General features: G+C 59.4%; 27 protein-coding genes, 1 pseudogene and 2 riboswitches. Of the genes and pseudogenes, 6 read left to right on the forward strand and 22 right to left on the reverse strand.

Going from position 1 to position 21,410, the window contains the following annotated elements; genetic code table 11:
- Positions 1 to 369 precede the first annotated feature (369 nt).
- The 14 genes and pseudogenes from C474_RS22675 to C474_RS21690 form a co-directional block, all read right to left on the reverse strand.
- Positions 370 to 528, reverse strand: a complete 159-nt coding sequence (locus C474_RS22675; protein WP_008388008.1) for a hypothetical protein — start codon at positions 526 to 528, stop codon at positions 370 to 372.
- A complete protein-coding gene (locus C474_RS14205) occupies positions 528 to 1,214 on the reverse strand; it encodes a DUF6166 domain-containing protein (protein ID WP_008388009.1) in 687 nt (228 codons plus the stop codon). Before C474_RS14205 ends, C474_RS22675 begins: the two co-directional genes overlap by 1 nt.
- Before the next feature lie 71 nt (positions 1,215 to 1,285).
- Entirely contained in the window at positions 1,286 to 1,504 is a 219-nt protein-coding gene (locus C474_RS14210) for a hypothetical protein (protein ID WP_008388010.1), read from the reverse strand.
- A 49-nt stretch (positions 1,505 to 1,553) separates the two neighbouring features.
- Positions 1,554 to 1,831, reverse strand: a pseudogene (locus tag C474_RS14215) (DUF7389 domain-containing protein).
- A 17-nt stretch (positions 1,832 to 1,848) separates the two neighbouring features.
- Positions 1,849 to 2,253, reverse strand: coding sequence for a DUF6166 domain-containing protein (locus C474_RS14220; RefSeq protein ID WP_008388012.1), 405 nt, complete (start codon positions 2,251 to 2,253; stop codon positions 1,849 to 1,851).
- A 78-nt stretch (positions 2,254 to 2,331) separates the two neighbouring features.
- On the reverse strand, positions 2,332 to 2,727 hold the full coding sequence (locus tag C474_RS14225) for a DUF7567 family protein (protein WP_008388013.1): 396 nt from the start codon (positions 2,725 to 2,727) through the stop codon (positions 2,332 to 2,334).
- Positions 2,728 to 2,803: 76 nt separating this feature from the next.
- A complete protein-coding gene (locus tag C474_RS21680; protein WP_008388014.1) occupies positions 2,804 to 3,169 on the reverse strand; it encodes a DUF7568 family protein in 366 nt (121 codons plus the stop codon).
- A 3-nt stretch (positions 3,170 to 3,172) separates the two neighbouring features.
- On the reverse strand, positions 3,173 to 3,664 hold the full coding sequence (locus C474_RS14230; RefSeq protein WP_008388015.1) for a hypothetical protein: 492 nt from the start codon (positions 3,662 to 3,664) through the stop codon (positions 3,173 to 3,175).
- Between the two features lie 102 nt (positions 3,665 to 3,766).
- Positions 3,767 to 4,189, reverse strand: a complete 423-nt coding sequence (locus tag C474_RS14235; protein WP_008388016.1) for a hypothetical protein — start codon at positions 4,187 to 4,189, stop codon at positions 3,767 to 3,769.
- A gap of 49 nt (positions 4,190 to 4,238) precedes the next feature.
- A complete protein-coding gene (locus C474_RS14240) occupies positions 4,239 to 4,619 on the reverse strand; it encodes a hypothetical protein (protein ID WP_008388017.1) in 381 nt (126 codons plus the stop codon).
- A 102-nt stretch (positions 4,620 to 4,721) separates the two neighbouring features.
- Positions 4,722 to 4,910: a hypothetical protein gene (locus C474_RS21685; RefSeq protein ID WP_083862054.1), complete on the reverse strand. Its 189-nt coding sequence runs from the start codon at positions 4,908 to 4,910 to the stop codon at positions 4,722 to 4,724.
- An 84-nt stretch (positions 4,911 to 4,994) separates the two neighbouring features.
- The gene (locus C474_RS14245; RefSeq protein WP_008388019.1) at positions 4,995 to 5,972 is read right to left on the reverse strand and encodes an IS1595-like element ISHpal1 family transposase; all 978 of its coding nucleotides are present in this window, start codon (positions 5,970 to 5,972) and stop codon (positions 4,995 to 4,997) included.
- 131 nt (positions 5,973 to 6,103) lie between these two features.
- Complete coding sequence (locus C474_RS14250) at positions 6,104 to 7,006, reverse strand: biosurfactant protein 1 (protein WP_008388020.1); 903 nt, start codon at positions 7,004 to 7,006, stop codon at positions 6,104 to 6,106.
- Positions 7,007 to 7,067: 61 nt separating this feature from the next.
- Positions 7,068 to 8,003, reverse strand: coding sequence for a transcription initiation factor IIB (locus C474_RS21690; RefSeq protein WP_008388023.1), 936 nt, complete (start codon positions 8,001 to 8,003; stop codon positions 7,068 to 7,070).
- A 199-nt stretch (positions 8,004 to 8,202) separates the two neighbouring features.
- Here C474_RS21690 and C474_RS14255 point away from each other — a divergent pair, with 199 nt between their 5' ends.
- Positions 8,203 to 8,640 carry a universal stress protein gene (locus C474_RS14255; RefSeq protein WP_008388025.1) on the forward strand — a complete coding sequence of 146 codons (438 nt, stop codon included), beginning with the start codon at positions 8,203 to 8,205 and terminating at the stop codon, positions 8,638 to 8,640.
- Between the two features lie 6 nt (positions 8,641 to 8,646).
- On the opposite strand, the gene crcB is transcribed toward C474_RS14255, so the two are convergent.
- The 4 genes from crcB to C474_RS14275 all read right to left on the reverse strand — a co-directional run bounded on the left by crcB (position 8,647) and on the right by C474_RS14275 (position 12,124).
- Positions 8,647 to 9,009, reverse strand: coding sequence for a fluoride efflux transporter CrcB (gene crcB / locus C474_RS14260; RefSeq protein WP_008388026.1), 363 nt, complete (start codon positions 9,007 to 9,009; stop codon positions 8,647 to 8,649).
- Positions 9,002 to 9,400: a CrcB family protein gene (locus C474_RS14265; RefSeq protein ID WP_049917046.1), complete on the reverse strand. Its 399-nt coding sequence runs from the start codon at positions 9,398 to 9,400 to the stop codon at positions 9,002 to 9,004. Before C474_RS14265 ends, crcB begins: the two co-directional genes overlap by 8 nt.
- 10 nt (positions 9,401 to 9,410) lie before the next feature.
- Positions 9,411 to 9,479, reverse strand: a riboswitch (Fluoride riboswitch).
- Positions 9,480 to 9,824: 345 nt separating this feature from the next.
- A riboswitch (Fluoride riboswitch) is annotated at positions 9,825 to 9,894 on the reverse strand.
- 177 nt (positions 9,895 to 10,071) lie between these two features.
- The gene (locus C474_RS14270; protein ID WP_049917026.1) at positions 10,072 to 11,007 is read right to left on the reverse strand and encodes a manganese-dependent inorganic pyrophosphatase; all 936 of its coding nucleotides are present in this window, start codon (positions 11,005 to 11,007) and stop codon (positions 10,072 to 10,074) included.
- Positions 11,008 to 11,224: 217 nt separating this feature from the next.
- Entirely contained in the window at positions 11,225 to 12,124 is a 900-nt protein-coding gene (locus C474_RS14275; RefSeq protein WP_008388032.1) for a nucleic acid-binding protein, read from the reverse strand.
- A gap of 711 nt (positions 12,125 to 12,835) precedes the next feature.
- On the opposite strand from C474_RS14275, the gene C474_RS14280 reads away from it, so the two are divergent.
- Positions 12,836 to 14,128: an outer membrane protein assembly factor BamB family protein gene (locus C474_RS14280; protein WP_049917027.1), complete on the forward strand. Its 1,293-nt coding sequence runs from the start codon at positions 12,836 to 12,838 to the stop codon at positions 14,126 to 14,128.
- 173 nt (positions 14,129 to 14,301) lie between these two features.
- Positions 14,302 to 14,838, forward strand: coding sequence for a hypothetical protein (locus C474_RS22165; RefSeq protein WP_152421683.1), 537 nt, complete (start codon positions 14,302 to 14,304; stop codon positions 14,836 to 14,838).
- Between the two features lie 148 nt (positions 14,839 to 14,986).
- Here the strand turns inward: C474_RS22165 and C474_RS22170 are convergent, their stop codons facing one another.
- From C474_RS22170 to C474_RS22680, 4 genes are all read right to left on the reverse strand, one after another.
- Complete coding sequence (locus C474_RS22170) at positions 14,987 to 15,274, reverse strand: hypothetical protein (RefSeq protein ID WP_152421684.1); 288 nt, start codon at positions 15,272 to 15,274, stop codon at positions 14,987 to 14,989.
- A gap of 208 nt (positions 15,275 to 15,482) precedes the next feature.
- On the reverse strand, positions 15,483 to 16,046 hold the full coding sequence (locus C474_RS14285) for an ArsR/SmtB family transcription factor (protein ID WP_008388036.1): 564 nt from the start codon (positions 16,044 to 16,046) through the stop codon (positions 15,483 to 15,485).
- 211 nt (positions 16,047 to 16,257) lie between these two features.
- On the reverse strand, positions 16,258 to 17,499 hold the full coding sequence (locus C474_RS14290; protein WP_008388038.1) for an IS200/IS605 family transposase: 1,242 nt from the start codon (positions 17,497 to 17,499) through the stop codon (positions 16,258 to 16,260).
- Complete coding sequence (locus C474_RS22680; protein ID WP_008388040.1) at positions 17,496 to 17,672, reverse strand: hypothetical protein; 177 nt, start codon at positions 17,670 to 17,672, stop codon at positions 17,496 to 17,498. The genes C474_RS14290 and C474_RS22680 overlap by 4 nt, the downstream gene beginning before the upstream one ends.
- A gap of 478 nt (positions 17,673 to 18,150) precedes the next feature.
- Here C474_RS22680 and C474_RS14295 point away from each other — a divergent pair, with 478 nt between their 5' ends.
- The 3 genes from C474_RS14295 to C474_RS14305 all read left to right on the forward strand — a co-directional run bounded on the left by C474_RS14295 (position 18,151) and on the right by C474_RS14305 (position 21,368).
- Positions 18,151 to 19,236 (forward strand): outer membrane protein assembly factor BamB family protein, encoded by a 1,086-nt coding sequence (locus C474_RS14295; protein ID WP_239640433.1) that lies wholly within the window; start codon positions 18,151 to 18,153, stop codon positions 19,234 to 19,236.
- A 399-nt stretch (positions 19,237 to 19,635) separates the two neighbouring features.
- A complete protein-coding gene (locus C474_RS14300; RefSeq protein WP_008388045.1) occupies positions 19,636 to 20,559 on the forward strand; it encodes an ArsR family transcriptional regulator in 924 nt (307 codons plus the stop codon).
- Positions 20,556 to 21,368, forward strand: a complete 813-nt coding sequence (locus C474_RS14305) for a DUF6036 family nucleotidyltransferase (protein WP_049917028.1) — start codon at positions 20,556 to 20,558, stop codon at positions 21,366 to 21,368. The genes C474_RS14300 and C474_RS14305 overlap by 4 nt, the downstream gene beginning before the upstream one ends.
- Positions 21,369 to 21,410: the final 42 nt, after the last annotated feature.

Genomic DNA, 21,410 nt, shown 5'->3' on the forward strand with positions numbered 1-21,410 from the left:
AGTCGACGCCGATACAGATGCGAGCTGCCTCGACGATCTCGTCGCCTTCGTACCGGGTTTCATCGTGATTCAATGACCGGATGAGCGGGTGTCGCCATGTAATCGCGCCCACGAGATGTCCTTGGTAGCTCAGACCGTGATGAACCAGGTTGGTGAGTGGGACGCTGTCCATGTAGGAGTGATGGGCCTCGTAGATTGCGCCGGCGACGTGCTGGGGAATCGCTTCGATTTGGACTCGCTCGGCGAATCGTAGTCCAAGCGGCGCCGTGACCGGTTCGCCGTCGTGATGGATCGGACAGTCACACCCGCCCGATGCCCGTGTGAACTGAAACCCAGTCCGGCCAGTCGCATCACCGTGGTGGACGCTGGTCATGAATCGTCGCGCCCCGCCGAGACGTCTGTGTTCTCGGTTCTCTCACGTTCCTGCTGGTCGTTGTACCGCTCAAGTTCGTGGCCGATACGCTCCAGTGCCTCAACGGTGCGTTCGATGAGCTGGTAGGTGGCCCGGGAGAAGCGAAGGATCTCCATCACGCATTCTCCTCCGGCTCGACGAGGTCGTTGCTCTCGGCAACGAGTTCCCGCACGGCGGGAGCAGGATCCTCCTCAATCGGAACGGTACGTATGTCGAGTGGGGCGGGATACGCACGGTCGCCCTGCGCACAGAGCAGGAGCAGCCACTCCTCGGTCCCTTCACCGAGGACGACGTAGTGGTCGATGTCTCGTCGCTGGAAGACTGTCCGTTCTGACCGATTCACGGCACTCCAGTTTACTGGAAGTGACGGGGTTGGCGTTCCACCATCCGGCGTGAGTGCTTCGTGCCCGGTGACGCTCGCGAGTGCGGCCTCGATATCGTCGCCGGTGAGATGCCAGCAATTGGCTGGTCCACTGCACTCCAGTTGGCTCACCACGTCATCGCGAAACTGGATGTAGTGCTGGGAGGCAACGGCTTCGTCGTCGGTGTAATCGAGGAGGAGTCCACAGGCGAGCTGTGCCGAACCGCTGCCAGTGTCGCCCCACTCGAATCCCGGCCTACTCTGTCGTATGAGATCGAGGCTTCGATCGGGGGCGAGTCGCTCGTGTTCGGTGAGGTTGAGTACGACCGGTCTGTCGTCGACGTGCATCCCCACATACTCGACGTGGTCTCTGTTCGTCTGGCAAGGGTCGCTCGCAGTCTGTACGTCTGTTCTGGGATCGTCGGTAGAATCCGTCTTCATGTGTCGAACGCGGGAGGTCGAACACCCCGCACCCCTACCGGGGATGAAAAACAGCCTCCACGAGCAGTGATTTAGTCTTGTGAGCGGATTTCGTCGGCCTGCTGCTTGAGCTGGCGAAGAATCCGAACACGCTGTTGATTTGCGTTCTCGTAGGCGACGCACGCTCGCAGCGTCTCCATATCGTGGATCGTCACGATCCCCGCGTTGATGAGGCGCGAGTTTGGCGGTTCGAGTCGCTGTGCTGGCGACAGTCCATCCGAATTTCGTTCTTGCTCTTCTGAGTTGCTCACTGATGATCGCCTCCGCTCTTACAGAGGCGAAATAGACCGCACCTGCTCGCTACTCGTCGTCTTCCCCCGGTTGGATCTGGCGGGCGTCTTCGGCGAGGTCGTGGATGTACCCCCGAAGCGTCTCCATGTCCTCGCGGGCCTCTTCGAGCGTTTTCGCTTTCACTTTGGCAGTGATCTTTCCTGATCGCGAGTCCCAGTACCGCGAGTCAGCTTCACGGTGAGGGAGACCCCGACATCGCTTCGCTCGACGTACTCAGTTGGTGCCTTTCGCTCGCTGTTCTCGGTCGATTCTGCGTTCGTACGGGACTGCTGGGTGGGTTCTGGCATGGATTGCTCTCTGACTGTTAGCTGACGGACGGTGCCAATGGCTCGTCGACTGTCTCACGAAGGGCCGAATCTATCTCGTGTCCTGTGAGTCGCCAGCGCTGTTTGGGACCACTACACTCCAACCGGCTCACTACTTCGTCCTTGAACGCCATGTACTCCGCCAGTGCGACGTCCTCGTCGTCGGTGTAATCGAGCAGGAGGGCGAGCGCCAGCTGCGCTGGGCCACTGCCGGCGTATCCCCATTCGAAGCCCGAGGGACTGTGGTCCGCCAACTTGAGACTCCGATCTGGGGTCAGCGGTTCGCGGCCAGGATACTTTTCGACGACTGCGCGGCCTCGCTGTCGGTAGCCGACGTAGATAACGTCGGTCTCATTCGAGGCGCGTGACTCTTCGATCGCCTGTGGTTCACTAATTCCACTCATAGTTCTGTTCGCGGGGTGCTCGTTCGAACACCCCCGCACCCCTCAGGGGGTGAAAAACTACCCAACGAACACCTCTCCTTACGCCAAGTGAGACACCTCAGCAGGTTCTTCGATGTCGTCGAACTCACCTCGCTCGACCGGCTCCCAGTCCTCGCTGGGTTCCGGACTCCACCAATCGACCTCGTAGGAACCCGGTGCGCCGAAAATTTTCACCCGCGCCGACCCATCAGGCAGGTCGCGGCGCAGTTTCTCGTCGACGTGGAGATTCCAGGTCGTATCGGTATCGAAGCAGGCGAGGACGGCCTCTTCGTAGCCACGATCCTCTTGCGATTCTTGGAGTTCCACTTGTGTGTTACAGTGCTTGCAGAACACGCCCTCGAAAGGGATGTGACTGAACACCTCGTGCCCGCAGACGGGACACCAGAGGAACTCGAACAGTGCTTCGCTGTGGCGGTCGATAACGTCCAGACTCATTTGTGGATCTGGCCCGTGTGACTCGGGCCACCCCTTCCTGCCCCAGAAAAACATCCTCGTTGGACGTTCAGTGACCTCAGCGTTCAGCGCCGTAGACGACCTTCGAGCGAGCTTCGTAGCCACAGTCGGGACAGTCGAACCAGCGTTGTACCTTCGCACCGTCAGCTGCCTTCTCACCGACGAGAACGTCGTCGTTCGGGCACTCAGGGCAGCTCAACTCAGGGAGTGGTCTGTCTCGAAGAGCGTCTCGAAGGACTGTCGCCTGCTTCGTCTCGAAGCCACGTGACCAGACCGGGTATCCGTCGACGAGGATTGCGCCACGCCACTTGTAGCGGTAGGAGTCGGGTGCACGATGGAGAACGGCTCGGGCTTCAGTCTCGGTGTTTCGATACGCGAGCGACGGGGTGCGACGTTTTCGTGTCCAGTTGGTGGTTCGGGGCATCGGTTAGAAATGGACGTCGGCGGGCACGATCCAGAGATCCTCACTCGCTTCGAGGAGTCGATCCAGTTGCTCGCGATGCCGGATGCCGGTGGCGTGCTGGTCGTACAGGAACACCGACGGCCCGTCGTACGCGCCGACCTGGTGGAACGCGTGCCGAGCGAGGTCCTCATCGCGCATGATTTCCTCGTCGGAGAGTTCGTCGATGGCTTCTTTCACCCGTTTGAGATTGCGCTCGAATTCTTCTTTCGTCGCTTCCCACCCTCGGTCGAGCAGGTCTTGGCCGTCGTCTGAGTCAACTGGTGCCGTGGTTGGGAGCTCGCCCCACCGCGCTTTGCCCGCGACCGTCGTGTCCTCCTCGTCGAACGTCACATAGTAGTCGAATACGGCGGAGGAGTGCGGGTCCGCACCCACCAGTCGGTCGAACACCGTCTTCCCGGTGGCCAATGCGTCGTCATGTGTCGATGCCTCTACCAGGGTGTAAATGACCATGTGCATCTCAAATCCCTTGCTGCGCCGACGTTCCGGGCGTTTTCTCGTGCTCCGCCCTGCGCCGGCACCCATCGCCGGCGCTCAAAAACGAACTCGATTCTCCCTATTTCAGGAATCCTCCACCCGCTCGACGGTGATTGTCAGATCCCCCGATTCGTAGTCGGCCTCGAAGTCGACGGTAAACGCGTCTGAGTCGTACGCAGCGTGGTAGGCTCGATGGAGCTTGAGCGACCCCGTCGCTTTGAAGTGGAAGAACGCAGCCGACGTGTAGGGCTTGCTCGCGGTCTCAACCTGCGCCTCGACCGACGCAGGGAGCGCGATCTGGGGCGTGTCGGTGTCGATGCCTGCTGCGAACGCCTTCGCCTCCTCAACGGTCGCTTGCGAATGCGCTGGTGTCTCGCCAGTCAGCACATTCACTGGCGTCTCTGTGTCGTCGGTGTACAGGACGTCTTCGAAGGTCTGTGTCCCGAGAACCGCGTCGGGGTCCAACTCGCAGTCGTGGAACGGATCGTCGGCTAGTTCCTCAGTCATGGAATCACGAGCCCACGAGGGCTCAATCCTTCCAGCCCTCGAAAAACAGCTACCGCTCAATCGCCTCGAGGGACCTGAGGTCGGCGTAGAAGACCCTGCCGTCGCGAACGACATACCGCTTCGCCAGGACCGGGAAGCGACATTTCGTGAACCCAGCTGTCTGGATGTCGAGTTCCTCATCTGGCTCGAGATAGTCGGCGAGCGTCAGGAGGAACTCGTGGGTCACGATGCCGCCGTCGTAGTCCGGAAGCCCGTCGTCCAAGGTTTCGTAGACCTCGAAATCATCGTAGCCCCAAATGGTGAACTCGCCTTCTTCAGTGACCTCCCAATTGAGCGTCCCGAAGCAGTGGCTCTCACAGAGCTCGCGGACTGCCTGTGGATCCGATACGATTGCGCCGGTTGACGTCGTCGCAGCTTGGAGTGTTGCCATTGGTTGTACTCAAGGGCGTTTTCTTGCCCTCACACCCCTTTGGGGGATGACAAACCCGGCGTTGAGAGAAGTGGGATCGCTGTTTCGCGGCTGTGGATCTCCTCAGGAGTCGACGGTGGCGTCAGTTTCTTCCAAAGCACCGGGCCGGGTGAGCAGTCCCACCTGTTCCAGAAGCGTCGTCGCTTCAACGATTCGTTGTCGGTCGGGGTCATCCAGTTGCTCGATATCGATGCTGTTGAGGTTACTCAGGGCCCGATGCAGTCGATATCCAGGCGTGTCTCGTGGGTCCATAATGCGCGCCTCGCCTACTCCTGGCGCAGAAAAACAATGCAAGTACGCCGACGTCTCCCGCCGAAGCCTGCATCAGTCTCGCTCTTATGTAGAGCTGCGGAAAGCCCCGAGAACGAGGCAGTCGATGGCGGTTTCGAGGGATTCGCCGGCAAGGTTCAACGAGCGAATGAGGCCGAAGGTGTGAGCGGCCTGTTCCAAGCCTTGCTTGGACAGGCCGCGAAACTTCCGTAGCCACGGTGTCACCAGCGAGAACAGACACTCGGCCTGGTTGATGTGGACGCCGTCTGGCGAAACGTACCGCTCCTTGTGCACGACCGTCCGATGCTCGAACTCCATCTCTCGATACGCTTGGAGACCGTCAGTCCAGACCTCTCCTAACTCCGTAGAGAGGTCTGCAGCTTCCAGAATCACTGGTTCAAGATCGCCGCTGTAATCGATTCCAGGTTGGCCGCGAATCACCCGCAGCGAGTCGCGGCACGCCGCGACGAGCGTCAGCTGGTCGCCGTAGCGTCCTCGCCACCGCGACCGCCCCGATCGAGACGATCCGCCGCGAGGACGACTGTCTCGCGGCGGATCTTGGCCTTTGTACCCTGAACACACCTCCCCGGACTCGTCGACCTGTGTCGGTCCGTCGATCGTCTGATCGAGAAGCTTCCAGACGATGGGGAAGCCGCGATTCATCGCGGCTTCCACCTCACGAATCGCGTAATAGACCGTTCTATACGCCCGTCCGAGCAGCGGCGCGATCTGATTGATGCTGAGCAGCGTATCCGCGTAGAGCGTGAACGCGAGAAGCACCTCACCTGTGGCGAGGTGTTTCTCGTGAAATGGCGTTCCGTACGTATAGACCGGCTTGAAATTGCAATCACGGCACCAGATGCGGTCGAGAGTCGACCACGTTTGAACCGAGTTGTGCCCGCAGCGTGGACAGGACGTGTGCTCCCAGAAGTCCTTGAGTCGCCGCTCGATGCGTGCATCGAGCGGCTCAGTGTCGATCTCGACGACGCCCAGCTCGATCAGCTCGCGAAACATCCCGCCGAACGCCGGCTGAGCAGAAGCCATACTGCTAGATTATCGCCGGCTTAGTGTAACTACACGGGCTTTCCGCAGCTCTACATAAGAGCGATCAGTCTTAACCAACGCCCTTCGTATAGGCATCCTTTGTTGGTTAAGGACGTATTCAACCGATTCTCCTATTCAGGATCTGGCCCGTGACGAGGTGACTGACACCCCTGACACTCCCACATCGGCTGTCCAGTCCAGTTCTCAGCTGGGACAGACTCGAACTCCTGAAACTGATGCTCAGTCGTTCGACCGCACTTGCGACAGTCAAGCCGCGTTTTCGAGGGAACGTTGGGTTGACCATTCCCGGACTGCGCCTCGTCGACGGAACGCTGGAGTGCAATCGCTGGCACCAACCAGACGTCGTTCTCGGCGCTCTCAAGTAGGTCGGTAAGTCGATCTCCGTCGCGAACGCCGTGACCCTCCTCGTCGTAGAGGAACGTCGTGTGCGCTTCTCTACGTGGCGCCTCGGTCATCTCAGCCCAGCTAGACCGTTCACGAGCTGCCTCAAGTAGCCGGTCACCACGCTCAGAGGTAGCCCGTACGGCATCAGGAAGGGAGGGCCACTCATCGGTCAGCAGCGCAGCAGGCTCGTCGTCGAAATCGTAGATCAGCTGGCAGTCGTCGACGGCTGGATCCCTGTCGGGCGTTGCGAGGAAGGTCGCTGCCGCAGCGCCCTTTGCGAGGGCATGATAGACGGTCGATGCCTCGACGAGCAGCTGGACGACGTGAAGCAGTGTCCACTCGGAGTCTGCGGGCTGCTGGTTGTCGGTGAACGCTCCGAGATGATTCGTGAGGCAGAACCGGCACTTCGTCTGGCCAGCCGGGATCGACGCGCCACACGAAGCACACTCGCTCGCTGTTGGGCCTGCGTCATCTGGATAGCCCACGAGTGTCTCCCCGGGTCGGCCGCTGGATGACTCGCGACGACCGTTGCTGGTGAGTTCACCGTCGGGGATCTGTGTCGCCTCGCCACGCGGTCGGAGTTCCTCGAGGTCAGCGTAACGATCGGTCATGGGGATGTCTACCAGCACGTTCCTTCGTCTTCACTTTTAAACATCAGCCCCACACCTGAGACAGATTGACCATTCCGAGTCAGACGCCACAGAGAACCAGTTCGCCCAGTGCGTCTTGGTGCGACCGGATGGTCGGAGGAGTGACGTTCGCAGCCTCTGCAACCTCCGACTGCGTCAGCCACCGGCCTTCTTCACGTCCTGCTTTGTAGAGACAGGCTGCTGCGAAGCCCGGTGGTCGGACACCCGTTGTCGCACTCGTTGATTCAGCTTGTTCGGCCAACCTTCGAGCTCGGTGTCGAATGGAGTCAGGAACATCAAGTTCCGACGCTAGGCGAGGAACAAATTCGCTCGGCCGAACTGGCTGTGTCGGGAGTCCGAGATCGGTGTTCAACGTTTTGTATGCGCTCTTGACTCTCGACTGCTCGACCCGTGCCGCGTCGACGATGTCGTCGAGTGTTCGTGACAGGCCGCTACAGCGACACGCCCCGTAGACGCTGGCTGTCGCGATCGCTTCGATCGACCGGCCTCGAAGGAGGTCTTCATTCTGAGCGCTCCGGAAGAGCTGACAGGCTTGGTCACGAATCGAATCTGAGAGCTCGAGAACGCTCGCAATTCTTCGAACTTCACCCAGGCCGTGTGCGAGGTTTCGCTCGGCTTTCGACTGGAACCGCCCACGGGTCTGTTCACGTCGCATTCGGGCTAGCTGCTGACGCTTTCGTCCGGAGAGCTCGTTTCCGTTCGCATCTTTCCTGCGACCGATCTCGGTCGAAAGCCCTCGGTCATGGCGGGCGGCAGTTAGTGGAGCACCCGTTCGCTTTCGTCGATCCTGATCGTGAGTTCTCCATTCAGGACCGCGGTCGATTCGTTGTTCGTCAATAACGAGTCCACAGTCCTCACAGATGGTTTCGACCGAGTTGGTAGTGACCCGGCCACTGCACTCAGGACATTGGTTTGCGTTCGATTCCGTTTGGACGTCCTCGTCGAAGCTCGTTTCATAGATATCTCTCATCGCCATGTTTTCTCACCGGTTTTTGGAGATTCGCCGGTACGGCGAACCCCTCACCCATCGAAGGGGACAATAAACGTTCGAGGACTGGCGACGATTGGTCTTGAGCCAGCGCTACGTCGTAATACGCGAATCCCCCGCACGTTTTGGATATAGAACTGGACGGTAGAGGCCCGAATTGAAGAGGTCGCCACGCATATTGTCTCTCATGTACCAACAGATTCTGATTCCAACTGACGGAAGCGCGGGAGCGACGAAAGCAATCCATGAGGGCGTCCGATTAGCTGACCTCACGGGAGCAACTGTTCACGGACTCTACGTTGTCGATACGCGGGATTACAACACGCTTCCCGAGTCGAAATGGCTCACGCTGGCAGACGAGCTCGAGGCTGCCGGTGAAACAGCGCTCGAAGCCATCCAGGCAGAGGCCGAAGCTGTCGGTGTGCCGAGTGAGACGGCCATTAGAAAGGGCATACCGCACGAAGAGATTCTACGGTACGTAGGCGACCACGACATCGACCTGATTGTTATGGGAACCCACGGGCGAACTGGATTCAATCGGTTCCTCATTGGGAGTGTAACCGAGAAAATCATCCGTCAGACTCCCATCCCCGTTCATATCGTTCGAATCAACGAAGACGACTGACTCTCCTCAGCCGAGTAGTTGAACGAGTCCCCACGCCAACCCAATCGCGAGCCCTGCGCCAAGCAGATTGCCTCCAGCGTTGCCGATCGCACGGCCACGTTCCCCCGTCTCCCAGAGCCGGACCGTCTCGAAAGAGAACGACGAGAAGGTCGTAAACGACCCACAGACACCGGTCCCGAACAGCAATAGAAGCGTCGTGTCCGCACCGAGGAATGTGATGAGGCCGAGTGCAAAGCTTCCGAGGACGTTCACGGCGAACGTCCCCGTCGGGTACTCTTCGACATCGACGAGCTGGCTTACGTAGTGACGAAGCAGCGCACCGATCGCACCTCCGGTGCCGACAACATGTGCAGGGTCGAATTCAATCATTCGACCACCGCCGATCGACGGACTGCGCAAGGTACCGTCCGAGCAGTACACCCGTAAATCCGAGTGTATAGTTGGCAGCGATATTCGCGACCAACCAGAGGGGTGGTGCTTGACTCGATTGCAGTGCAAACGTACTGTATGTGGTGAACGACGAGAGAAACCCGGTCGATACGACAGCACGAGTTTCTTGGGCCAAGACGCCCGAGTAGAGCGTTTCGTACAGAACAAATCCCAACGCGAAACTTCCGAGCGCGTTGACGGTGAGCGTACCGAACATCCCCGGCAAGAGGAACCCGGTGAAATAGCGGAGGTTCGACCCGGCAAAGCCGCCGATTGCAATGAGTGCCAATGATTCGACGCGAACGAGTGGGTGTGCGGTTTTCTCTGCCATGACTCTGTCCTCATAGACAGGAGTCATCAGCCGACGGATTCGGCGGTTGGATTAGGCGGACTCCATCGCCTGTTCTACCAGTAGAACCTTCTGCTCGTCACTTATGCCCTCTGGAATCGAGAACTGTCTATTACTATTGAATACGCTTCAATTATGCTCTTCTACAGGCCACGACCGCTATTAGCTGTCTCTTCGGAGAATGTACGCAAGGATTCCGAGCAGGACTGAATATGGGGGTGCGGTCTCGATTGCGATGCGGAGGGTCTCTCCAGTCACGTAAGAAAAGACAACCCATCCAATAAACCAACAAATTGAGAATATGACCGCCCATCGCAGCGCCGAGGCTCTACCAGACGATTCAGGCGTGTGGTTCGTACGTGATGTATCCTGTTGTCCCATCGTGGCGACCTCCACCTTGAGGTGAGTGGAAACAGGAGTCATCAGCTGGCGGGTCCAGCGGTTGGGGTAAGGCGGACTCCATCGCCACGAGTATCCCGGAATTTGCGCCCCAATACTATAAGAACAGGGGCAATCAGACCCCACAACAGAATTGTCTTTCTTCCAATCTAAGGTATTGCTGTTAGTAGTGTTGTGTTGAGAGGACGATTGGTCGCGGTTATAGGAGTTTACACAGTGAGTCGAGAGTACTATGTTCGGACATCAGGATGGTCTCAGGGACCTGTCGAGTTGAATGCCTCTTCTAGGAACGGGACGACTTGCTTCTTTCGCGACATCACCCCCGGGAGGAACGATTCTTGGTCCGTGAACGTCGTGTCTAACCCTTCTTCGATGGGATCGATCTCTGGACCAGCGACAAGTGCAGTCGAATCTTCTTCAAGCAGGTCCGTAACGAGGAGCAAAAACACTGCGTAGTCGCGTTCTGTAGCGACATCGTCCATGGCCTCAAGGACGGTCTCTTGTTGACCCAATACGACCGACGGCTCTACCGTTTCGATCTGTCCAATACCGACTTGATGTGCGTCGAAGTCGAACTCTTTGAAATCGCTGAGTACCATCTCTCGTGGACTCTTCTCCCCGATTTTGCTCTTCTGTGAGAGGAGATCCTTTCCGTATGTTTCATAGTCCACACCAGCAATATCGGCAAGTCGCCCGGCTACAGTTCGATCTCGGTCAGTCGTCGTTGGAGACCGGAGCACAACTGTATCACTGAGAATTCCGCTCAGCAACAAGCCCGCGGTCTGCGTGGTGATCGTCTCGTTCGCGTCGTCAAACAACTGTGTAAGAATCGTCGCAGTCGACCCGACAGGCTCGTTTCGGAACAGAATAGGCTCGCTTGTTTCGATGTCGCCGATACGATGGTGATCGATAATCTCGACAATCTCTGCGTGCTCCGTCCCGGTTACCGTTTGGCTGTACTCATTGTGATCGACGAGAATCAATTGTTCGTCTGCGGCATCGTCGAGAAGTAATGGTACTTCGGCATCCCAGCGGTCCAAGACGAACTGTGTTTCTGGGTTTAGGGCTCCTGCTCGTGCAGGAACTACGTCTTCACTTTTGTTCTTCCTCAATCGTGCGTATGCTAACGCTGAGCAAATCGTGTCGGTATCAGGTTGTTGATGGCCGACTACGTAGATCGGTTCAGACATAGTGGTACAAATGAAGTCTCGATTTAAGACTACTGTCCTTCATGAATGGGTCGTAAACGGAGAGCTAACCGCAAATTTGCCTCTCAGCGATTCGTTCTTGTTGCCGGTGTCAAAGGTCGTGGCTGCGCGCGCAGCGAAGCGAGCACGGAGCGGAGGGTGGGGAGGTGGGGTTGGGTTGGTCCCGGCACACAGCAAAAAAGAAGAACGCGACGACCGCCTACGCTTCCCACCACCGACCGCGCTCAGGGAAATGGACGATGCTCCACCCGGTGAGGGCCACGGAGACGCGCCCGTTGTACCAGTTCTTCGCCGCTCCGTGAATCCGAACGCGCTCGCCCTCCTCGATCCAAGGTTGATTCGATTTCTCCCAGACAGTCACCTTCGTTCGCCCGCTCTCGTCCTCGATGAGGCCAACTTGCTGAATGGCTGGTGAGTCACTATCCCACAGGACCGTCACAGTACCTTCGATGCTCACCTCTTTGCGATTGACGTCCTCGAGCTTCCCGATGGGGACCACCTGTCCCGGCGCCGTCTCTAGTTCCTCGAACACACCGACGACCGCGCTCATCAGGTCTTTCCCACCGACGACGGCCTCACCCAGCCGCCGGCCAATCGCCGCTCGCGACCAGCCATCCAGCTTCTCCGCCAGCCGCATCGACTGCTTGTTCACCGCGGCCAACTGCTCCTGCGTGAGTTCTGCACGGGGATCACCTCGTTCCGGGTCAGCCATCGGATTCACGCTCGCCGCCCGCTTCTGGAACTTAGCACGCCGCTCAGCGCTCCGCTTCGCCGCAATGTCTCGCGTTCGCTTCTCCCGACCTTCCTGCGTCCCCAGCTCTGCTTGGGCACTGATTCGCTCCAGCTCAGCCTCTCGCGCACGAATGCGCTCTTCCTGTTCGAGAGTCGCACCGTAAATCCGCTCTTCGCTGGTGTCGACCATCCCGTCCGGGTGGTTCGCATCGACCTTTGCCTGTACCTCCATCTGCACCGTTGCCTGGAACTCCGGCGTCTCATCGACGACCTCGAAGCCATCCTCGTCGACCGCTCCGTCCTCGTGTTTCTCGAATGCCTGTTCATCGACCGAAACTACATCAGTGGTAACGTTCTTACTTGACATTGGTCTCACCATAGACCTGAAGGCGCTCACGCGCCCGACACCGCGATGTTGCACCATCGCGGTTTTCCGACGACAACGACCGACAGGACCATCTGCGCGCTCTCGCTCGCGCCTTCGCGAGCGCCCTGTGGGCGCGAGCGAGAGCGCGCCATAGGGAGGCCACCCAACCAGCACCGCGCGCCGACCCGCCCGGAGCGAGCGTCCAGCTTTAAGCCGTTTCTCGTGTCCGGCCCGGACTGCGGGTTCGTGTCCAGGGCGACGGTCGTGAGCACGGCGAGTCGTGGTGTGACTCGCCGCGCGGAACGGCCCAAAGCACTGGAACGCGAAAGCCCGCGAGGGGCGCAACCGAAAACGCGCTTAATGCTGGCGTCGAGACCAGATTCACTTTAGCCCGGAACGCCGAGCTTGCTCGGCGCAGCCCGGAATGGTCGGTCGCGAGTGACGCGGAGGGTGGAATGCGGCGAGCGGTGCGTGCCATAGAGAACCACACCAGCCAACCGATGGGGATCACGAGCCTAGCAACAGACACCGGGCGGGACTGAAAGGGGCCGGACGCTCGACGTGCCGACGACGACGCAAGCACCGCAGGAACGAGGCGCACAGCGAGTCACGGCCGGCGAGCGTTCGGGGGCTTTCGAGGCGACCGCACCAAACGCTAGCAGCTGTTTGTCCCTCCAGAAGATGTTTGACATAGTGTTGTCCACTGTTCATATGATCTCGCTGACGCGTCGACAACTCCTCCGACAGACGGTGGCTGGCGGAAGTGTGCTGGCTCTTGCCGGATGTACCGCTCCGAACGTCCCCGGCCTCTCAGGTAGGGAGTCGGTGCCGAAGCCGTTCACGAACGATGCATACACCGCGAGCTACACAACGGCAGGTCACTGGCTTCTGGAGGGGCACGATGGCGGCCGAACCGGCCACGCAGCCTCCACAGTCCCACACGGCGACGTCGACGTCGCTTGGCTTCGGCGTCCAGGGAACGACCCACATGGTGCCACGGCCCCGGTCGTCGGCCCAGAGCGTGTCTACATCGCTTATGTTGAATCACCGGATCACGCCGAGCATTCGGACGTCTACCTTGCAGGGTTCGACGCCGAATCCGGCGACCAGCAACTGGATGTACAACTTGAACCGGGCCGCGCCGTCGGGCTCGCACTCGCGGGTGACACACTCGTGGCAGTTACGCGTGGCCCGGACTACGAGCAGGCGACGCTGACAGCTCTCGCCCGCTCCGATGGATCGATTCAGTGGACCGAGACGCTTCCGGACGTAACTGGTTCGCCAGCAGTCGTCGACGGAACGTGTTACTTGGCGACGCGAGACGAGGACAACGCGGTGTACGCCTACACGTTGGATGGCACCCAACAGTGGCGTACCCCAATCGACGGGGAGTGCTACACGGCGACCTGTGCGGACCGCGACGGTGTCTACGTTGGATTAACCGACGGCCGTATTGCAGCGCTCGATGCGACGACCGGTGAGCCACGCTGGAGCGAACAGATCGCCACGCCTGAGGAGTGCTGTCCGGATATTCAGGGCACACCGACAGTCGCCGACGGCCGTCTGTACGTCCCGGGCATCGCCGAGGAACTCGTCGCCGCCGATACCGCTGATGGAACTGTGCTCTGGCGGACGACCGTCGTCGACGAGGACTACGGGAACGCGATCCCCTCACCAGCAGTCACAGCGGACACCGCGTACGTGAATACGTATCACGGAGGGCTCGTTGCAATCGATATCTCTGATGGATCGATTCGCTGGCGGTCGGCCGAAAATGGCGATAACCAGCCGCCTGCTGTCGGTGTTAGTGGCGTGGTCGTTCCGCGGAGTGACTCCGTCGTTGCCTACAATACTAGCGATAGCCCTGCGTGGACGATCGAGATCACGGTCCCGGACATCGGGATGGCGGGCTACATCATGGATACTGAAGTCGCACTGGCACATGGAATGTGCTATGTCGGAATCGCTGATGGTCGGATCTACGCGATCGGTGCCCGAGAGTAAGATGAATCTCTTTTCTCGGAACCTGGCTCTGTTGAAACCTGAGGCTCTGTTGAAATCCTATTACTCAGACGCCATTCACGCTGAAACATCCGGTATATTGACCGTGCGAATCACTCAAACGGCTCTTTGACTGAACCAGAGATATTTCCCGGTACACCAGTTATCTATGGGACATGAACCGCCGTAACTTCCTCATCGCAGGGGGCGGGACTGTCGTAGCGTTAGCGGGCGGGACAGCGGTCGCAGGTGCAACGAGGGCAGATATTCTCGCTGATACGGAACTGACTCGGGGGAAGGGAGAAGCCGTCAAAATAGAGAAAACGATTACCCCTGAGTCAGTAGAGTATCTTGAATCAACGAACGAGGTCAGAGAAAACGGCCACACTCAACCATTCAATAACTGGGCACGGAGAGAGTGTGCGGAAATCGGAGCAGGCGAAGTTGTACCAGTTGTCGATGACCGACTCGAAACGGCAGTAGAAGGCGTTGGGTCAGGAGTACGGTATCTGATTTTCGGCCCCGTCATTACTGTTGACCATACAGTTACCCGAGATCGAGACGGCTCGATAGTAAGCGAACCTAACGTAACACTCGAACAGCTGATTTCGGTGGCACCTCGTACAATGACTGTCACAGTCACCCTCGATGGTCACACCTTCACGAAGGAGTTTCCTGTCGGTGTAGGGCATAGTGAGGTATCGTACCTCTGACTACCAGGTGCCGGGTATTCCTGGCCCTGTCGAAATTCTGTCGGTCAGACGCTATCGGTCGTGAAATAGCCGCATAGTAGATCTGCCATTTCCTGCGTTTGGGAGCGCTATCGGACAGGACAGCGCGTCGTTCCCGACGAGGCCAGTATCACGCGCTTGCGGCTCGTTGCTTACGACGAAATTCCAGTCTCCCTGTGAAACCCGCAAGCGCGACGACGCCGACCCAGAGGAGGATATACAGAGCAAATGGTGTCGGCACAGCAGATGGTGGACGAACTGGCCCCGCCAGCCACGAGCCAAGTCCTGAGAGGAGCAGGAATACAGCGACGATGATGGCGGGTGAGATGACCTTCTCACCAACGTAAAACAGGACTGGAACGAATCCAAGGAGGAACATTCCAAGGACGATATACGCTCCATTGAGTGGTTTGGTCATAAGCAGTTCCCACAGGTTATCGAACCAACGATTCCAGAGCAAAACAGCTACGCCTGCGTGGACCAGTCCACCAATCAAGCCGCCGATAATCGAGGTCCTTGTTACGATCGACTGCGTTGAGGTACGTGACATACTCGTCAGTTGACTACCAGGGCTCTTAGTACGATGTTTGGGCCAAAATTAATTTTGACAGACGGGGTGTGACTGTCTATCTGTTCCGTGCCCACCACAGGACGACCAGTCCAAGGACGAACAATCCCCCAAGGAGGAACTCCAGACCCGGGAATGAGAGGAGTTCCAGTATCGTCGGCGCATCACCTGCTCCACCCGGCTGTCCAAATGCCTGAAAGACGAACAGGAAGGCAGAGACGAGAAACAGAAGTCCCGTCGCGCCGACGAGTCGCTTCAGTAAGTCGCGGAGTCCCGTTTTACGCTCTGTGGTGCCGACGAAGACGACGACGGGGTCATCTGCGGGTGCATACACGTTCATCTCTTTGCCCTTCTCGGAGTACCGGGTATCAGCAACACGCACTACGCCTGCCTCTTCGAGATTGTCGAGATGGTAGGAGACGTTCTGCAGGGACAGGTCGAGCCGGTCGGCAAGTTCAGATGGAGGTGCCGGATCGTCGTAAATTGCGGACAGGATACGGCGGGCCGTTTCCGACGAGAGGGCCTCAAACACGGTTGCCGTCTCATCGTCATCCACACCGAGAACCCGTATCTCGCCCTCTTGATCGGCAGTCACGTCGTCAGTGGAGGGCAATAGAGACATACTCTCCTGTCCATCTCGTATTGTCATAAGTCCAGTGTATCTGCGCGATTTCAGCCTTCTCTAGTGTGACCTTGTTCAGGAGATAGAGCAGAACTTGGAGTACGTCCGAGTATTGCGAGCGCCCAGCGGATCGACATCCACTCCGGAACCCCGGAGCGTCCGCTCGCTGGTGTCACGACGACACCACGGCGGCACCTTGCGGGTCTGTGCGCTATTCGTTGGAAGCCACTGCGGCCCCCTCAACGGGGTACCACTGGTGGTCGTCCCACTGGAACCGCACGGGCCGCGCCGTCGGCCTGACCTCGGTGTTCGTCGCCTGTTCGAGCAGCGTCCGCGACGCGGCAAGGTCGGCGTGCCCCTCGAAGCCACACGGACACCTCAGTGTCTCGCGATGCCGGCGCGTCCGCTCGCGTTCGCCACACTCCGGACACGTCTGGGAGGTCCACGCCTCGGAGAGTGAGGCCACCTTGATCCCGTACTCTTCACAGACGTTCGCGAGCTGGTCGAGACACTGCCGATGCGCCCAGAAGGTGCGCGCTTTGAGGTTTGCCTCGACCGACCAGTACTCACCAAGGACGCCGGTGAGGTCGCCGTGATAGATGGTTTCGACATCGTCGTCGTGGAGTCGCTCGACCAGACCACGAAGGAGCGCGTTCACGGCGTGATCGCGCCGGCTGGACCGCTTCCGATAGAGCCGCTGGATCCGCTTACTGGTCTGCTGTCCATCCGGTAGCTTCGCTTTGGCGTCGGCGATGCGCTCGGTCGTCTCACGGAACTGCCGGAACGGCTCCTGGCCGCTGTACCAGTATTGGTCGCCGGCCGTCGTCGTACACGCCACGAGGACGTTCGCGCCAATATCGAGCGCGGCGGCGTCCGTCCTCGTCGGCGTCGTTTGTTCAGCCTCGGGGACCGTCACCGGTTGGTGGGCCCGATACGTCTCGTCGGCGTCGTCGTAGGTGAGGTGGAGGCGGCCCTGCTCACCCTGCCAGTGGGGTTCACCGCGGACCGCAACCCGGAGCCGTTCGAACCGACCGAAGCCGTACTCGTCTTTGAGTTGACTGCCGATGGGAATCTCCAAGCGAGAGCGCTCGCCCCAGCAGATCGTGTAGGCATCGTTGCGGATGTAGGTCCGCAGATCGCGCCCGTCGGCTTGGTTGCCCCAGTAGCCAGGCGGACTGACCTCCTGGTCGGTTTCTTCACCCGTCTCGAAGAACGACCGCCAGGCGTCGTCGTTGACGCGGGTGATCTGCTGGGTCGTCGCCGACCCCAACACGTCGACGTACTCGTCGTAGTAGCCGTCACAGTCCCAGACACTCTCGCCGGCGAAGAACTGTTGCCGACGCTCGTAGGTGAGCTGATTCCAGAGGCTCGCTGACGCATCGAGGAGGCGTCGGAGGATGGTGTCGGCTTGATCCGATTGGGGAACGACCTCGAAGGTGTTGGTCCGCCTCATCGGTCGGACGCACCCCACATTCGCGGCACGTAGCCAAGCTGTTCGATGTCGTCCGCGTAGTCCCGAAGAAGCCCGATCAGGACGATTTCCGGAACACCGTTCTCGGCCTGTTCGACTAGCCACTCCTCCAGGTCGACTTCGGCCTCTTCGATCTCGTTCAGTTCGACCGCCATCGGTCATCGCGCCTCCGTCTGTCGGTAGACCAGTCGCTGTGTGTGGTGTTGCATCTCGAATTACCTGTGCTGTGCAGGCACGACCGAACGCGCCTGCACCCTTTGCAGGCGCTCAAAAACCACATCAGCGAGGAGTACACCACCCACGAGGCACGTCGCCTCTCTGGATGAGGGACAAACAGGCGTTTGAGCGACCACAAGACCATTAGCTGTACTGAACAACAGAACAGATATGCGCCGTCGTACGGTCCTCGCCACGACAGGTGGACTCCTCACGGGCGGCCTGGCTGGCTGTCTGGCTAGTTCGGGCAGTGGAACCGATAATCAGGGGGACCAAACGCCGTCGACTGACGACTCCATCCCCGCAGGGACATGGCCCCAGATTGGCTACGACGCCCGGAACACACGGCACACACCGGAAGCGCGTGGTCCCCGTGACGAAGCGACGATTGCGTGGGAACAGCTTGGCGACAGGGCGGTGTATCCGCCAGTCGTCGACGACGCTCTCTATCTGACTGAGGCATGGACTGATGGAACAGCGTTCGCGCTGGCGTCGGATGACGGGACAGAGCAATGGTCGAACAGTGACCTCCCTCCGATGCGCTGGGCCCCGGCGCTTCACGAGAACCGGCTGCTCGTCATCACCCGCACGGAGGAGAACGTGGTTCGGCTCCACGCGCTGGATCGCACGACTGGTGAGCAGGAGTGGGTCCTGAAGGACGGAATCACCGCATCAAGCGGCGAACGGCCGCCGATCAGCCCGACGGTCAGAGGTGATTCAGTCTATATCGGGTCAAATAGAGGGATTATCGCGTGCGATGCAACGACAGGAGACATCGAGTGGACGGCCACACTCGGTCCACACGTCGTCGAGACGGAGGATGGGCCAACGTGGCGCACTGACTGGGCGAAACCAGCCGTGACCGCTGATCGCGCGTTCACGTTCGATATGAACGAGAGCTACCGAGCGACACGGGAGGTGTATGCGGTGAACACGCAGTCCGGTGACCGAGAGTGGACTGCCAAACTGAATGTTGGTGATGACTGGGGGCTCAAAGGACACGTTGTCGCTGGCTCGAATCGTGTCTTCGTCTCCGCGTTGAAGCCGCATGTGTCCGCTGGGTTGGATGACTCACCGTGGTCGGGGGCAGAACGGCTGTTCGCCCTTGAGACCACTTCGGGTGAGATTGCATGGGACTGGACACTCCCGAAGAAGACGCTCAGCCCGCCCGCATACGCAGATGGGACGCTGTACGTGGGCGAGTGGTATCCCGATGCCGACACTGGACGGCTGCACGCACTCGACGCGAGTGACGGGAGCAACAGCTGGACGTACGAGACCGAACAGGGAGCTGTCCTCTCGCCGACTGTCGCAGGGGATACGGTGTACATCAGTCAGGGTGAGGAGCTTGCAGCCGTCGCACGGACGGACGGGACACGTCGATGGCGACTGGACATTGGAGAGCGGAGTGGTCCACCGGTTGTCGTTGGGGAAACGGGGTACATCCAGACGAACCCGGGGCATAATTACGAGAGCCGATTGCTCGCGGTTCGTGAGCCGTAATTTTGGCGAGTAAACTCGGCCGGTGCGGAGAGCGCCCGCATGCCCGGAATGGTCGGTCGCGAGCGACGCGGAGGGCGGCAGCGGCGAGCGGGGCGGGCCGTAGAGAAACACCGTTCAACCACTCTCGACGCTCAGTGACACAGCCGACCTCCTGGCGGACTCAGAAAGGGCGAGGCCGTCTCGGTCACCGGGAGACGCAGTCTCCCGAGCACACGGCGCAAAGCGCCGTGAACGTCCCCCGGCCCCGCAAGCACCGAAGGCACGAAAAGCGCAGTGGTGGTCGCGGGATGCCGAGCGGCCGAGGGCTTTCATCTGTTATGCCCACGTCGTCGACAGAGTCAGGTCCGTGTTGCAAAATACCGAAGTGATTTATATATTGGTTCGTTAGTATGCAACAGCATGCTCACAGAAGGTGAGATTCGCGCCCTTACAGCCCTCCACGGTGAGCAGACGGTCTCTGAACTCGCAACGAATCTCGATCAGAGTCTTAGCTACACGTCAGAACTTGTCGAGCGGCTCGAAACGGCTGGCCTTGTCGAGACACGTCGACAGGGGAAAACAAAGCGGATTCGACTGTCGGACGCAAAGGCACTTGAGTTACTCACGGACCTCACCCAGCAGTATTCGCACATCGACTGGCCGGAGCTGTTGTCAGGGGCAGCCCTCCGTGTGTGCTACTACCTCGACACCCCACGGACCGCGACCGAACTCGCACGCCGCGCCGACGTCCACCGAAGTACCGTCCACCGTGCGCTTGCCCCGCTTCAGCATCGCGGAATCGTCTACCAAACTGACGACGGCGCGTACGCACTGAATGACGGCTTCGAACAGCTGAGTGCATTCGCTCGTGAGCTTGCCCATCACGTCCACCGGCAGACTGTCGAAGAACAGACCGACACCTACACGATTCTGTGGGAGTCTCTCGACGAGTTCCTTGTGCAGACGCCGACTGAAGTCATCGACGAACACTTCACTCCGACAGGCCCAGACCAGTTCCAGCGATACAGCCTCCCGCTGTTGGCACGTGACCGTCGGTACTACCTCTACTCGACGGCGACGAGTGAGCCCTCCCCGGAGATGCTGTGCTGCCACATGCTCGTGATCGATTCGGGCGCACGAACGCAGTCATACTGTCTGCTCCTGCTCAGTCACGTCGACATCAACCACGACGAACTCCGAGCCCAAGCCACTAAGTACGGCGTCGACGACGTCGTCGACGAGCTCTGCACGTATCTCGACACCAGCGGTGCCCAGCGGCCGTCGCGACTCCCCAAGTGGGAGGACTTCCAGGAACTGGCTGATGAGTACGAGGTGACGCTATGAGGGCGCGATTTGACAGCGCATACATCCGGTCGGAACTCGAGCGCATCGGCCAGCAGCTGGACAACTCACTCACCGTCTTCTTGATTGGCGGTGGGTCGATGGCGTTTCGCGGACTCAAAGAGACGACCAAAGACATCGACCTCATCGTCTCCTCCGGCGACGATCTGAGCCAGTTACAGGCGGTGCTCCTCGAGCTGGAATACGATATCGTCCGGGAACCGGACGAAGAGTACGAAGAACTTGGTGCCCAGCGAATCCTCGAGAACGATGATGGGTGTCGAATCGACGTTTTCAACCAACAGGTGATCGGCAAGCTGATTCTGTCTCCAGGTATTCGTGAGCGGAGTGAACGCTATCTTGACCCGGGAAATCTCGTAGTCGAACTCGTGAGTCCAGAAGATATCTTTCTGTTCAAAGCGGTCGCCGGTCGGGTGGACGACATCGAGGATATGTTCTCGTTGATGCAGATCGGTCTCGAGTTCGACGTCGTCGAAGCGGAACTCGAGACGCAGGTCGAACTCTTGGAGCAAGAACTGTTCGTGACGTACGTCAACGAAGCGTTGACTGACCTCACCGAACAATACAACGTGACGACGCCGTTGCACGGCCCCGTGGCGGAGATCACCGAACGCGTCTACGAGGAACTGGAGGTGCTGCACGCGCTTGACGAACCGAAATCGATGGCTGACCTGCAACAGGAGCTCGACTGGTCTGCAGCAGACGTACAGGAGATTGTGAGGCGGCTGGAAGAGAAAGACGCCGTCGCGGTGACCGATGGGCGCGTAGAACGTCGCTCAATGACGATCTGACCACGGAGGGGAGGGAGTGAGGCCGTGACTACGCTGTGAGCA

The organism is Halogeometricum pallidum JCM 14848 (assembly GCF_000337095.1).
Classification (GTDB): domain Archaea; phylum Halobacteriota; class Halobacteria; order Halobacteriales; family Haloferacaceae; genus Halogeometricum; species Halogeometricum pallidum.

Bases quoted from the DNA above. Each gene is read 5' to 3' on its own strand.
- C474_RS14280 (WP_049917027.1), top strand. From the start codon at position 12,836: ATGATCTCGCTGACGCGTCGACAACTCCTCCGACAGACGGTGGCTGGC.
- C474_RS14305 (WP_049917028.1), top strand. From the start codon at position 20,556: ATGAGGGCGCGATTTGACAGCGCATACATCCGGTCGGAACTCGAGCGC.
- C474_RS22165 (WP_152421683.1), top strand. From the start codon at position 14,302: ATGAACCGCCGTAACTTCCTCATCGCAGGGGGCGGGACTGTCGTAGCG.
- C474_RS14265 (WP_049917046.1), bottom strand. From the start codon at position 9,400: ATGGCAGAGAAAACCGCACACCCACTCGTTCGCGTCGAATCATTGGCA.
- C474_RS14235 (WP_008388016.1), bottom strand. From the start codon at position 4,189: ATGACTGAGGAACTAGCCGACGATCCGTTCCACGACTGCGAGTTGGAC.
- C474_RS14290 (WP_008388038.1), bottom strand. From the start codon at position 17,499: ATGAGGCGGACCAACACCTTCGAGGTCGTTCCCCAATCGGATCAAGCC.
- C474_RS14270 (WP_049917026.1), bottom strand. From the start codon at position 11,007: ATGTCTGAACCGATCTACGTAGTCGGCCATCAACAACCTGATACCGAC.
- C474_RS14300 (WP_008388045.1), top strand. From the start codon at position 19,636: ATGCTCACAGAAGGTGAGATTCGCGCCCTTACAGCCCTCCACGGTGAG.
- C474_RS21680 (WP_008388014.1), bottom strand. From the start codon at position 3,169: ATGCCCCGAACCACCAACTGGACACGAAAACGTCGCACCCCGTCGCTC.
- C474_RS21685 (WP_083862054.1), bottom strand. From the start codon at position 4,910: ATGGACCCACGAGACACGCCTGGATATCGACTGCATCGGGCCCTGAGT.
- C474_RS22680 (WP_008388040.1), bottom strand. From the start codon at position 17,672: ATGGCGGTCGAACTGAACGAGATCGAAGAGGCCGAAGTCGACCTGGAG.
- C474_RS21690 (WP_008388023.1), bottom strand. From the start codon at position 8,003: ATGGCGATGAGAGATATCTATGAAACGAGCTTCGACGAGGACGTCCAA.
- C474_RS22675 (WP_008388008.1), bottom strand. From the start codon at position 528: ATGGAGATCCTTCGCTTCTCCCGGGCCACCTACCAGCTCATCGAACGC.
- C474_RS14285 (WP_008388036.1), bottom strand. From the start codon at position 16,046: ATGTCTCTATTGCCCTCCACTGACGACGTGACTGCCGATCAAGAGGGC.
- C474_RS14220 (WP_008388012.1), bottom strand. From the start codon at position 2,253: ATGAGTGGAATTAGTGAACCACAGGCGATCGAAGAGTCACGCGCCTCG.
- C474_RS22170 (WP_152421684.1), bottom strand. From the start codon at position 15,274: ATGACCAAACCACTCAATGGAGCGTATATCGTCCTTGGAATGTTCCTC.
- crcB (WP_008388026.1), bottom strand. From the start codon at position 9,009: ATGATTGAATTCGACCCTGCACATGTTGTCGGCACCGGAGGTGCGATC.
- C474_RS14240 (WP_008388017.1), bottom strand. From the start codon at position 4,619: ATGGCAACACTCCAAGCTGCGACGACGTCAACCGGCGCAATCGTATCG.
- C474_RS14230 (WP_008388015.1), bottom strand. From the start codon at position 3,664: ATGCACATGGTCATTTACACCCTGGTAGAGGCATCGACACATGACGAC.
- C474_RS14255 (WP_008388025.1), top strand. From the start codon at position 8,203: ATGTACCAACAGATTCTGATTCCAACTGACGGAAGCGCGGGAGCGACG.
- C474_RS14245 (WP_008388019.1), bottom strand. From the start codon at position 5,972: ATGGCTTCTGCTCAGCCGGCGTTCGGCGGGATGTTTCGCGAGCTGATC.
- C474_RS14205 (WP_008388009.1), bottom strand. From the start codon at position 1,214: ATGAAGACGGATTCTACCGACGATCCCAGAACAGACGTACAGACTGCG.
- C474_RS14225 (WP_008388013.1), bottom strand. From the start codon at position 2,727: ATGAGTCTGGACGTTATCGACCGCCACAGCGAAGCACTGTTCGAGTTC.
- C474_RS14275 (WP_008388032.1), bottom strand. From the start codon at position 12,124: ATGTCAAGTAAGAACGTTACCACTGATGTAGTTTCGGTCGATGAACAG.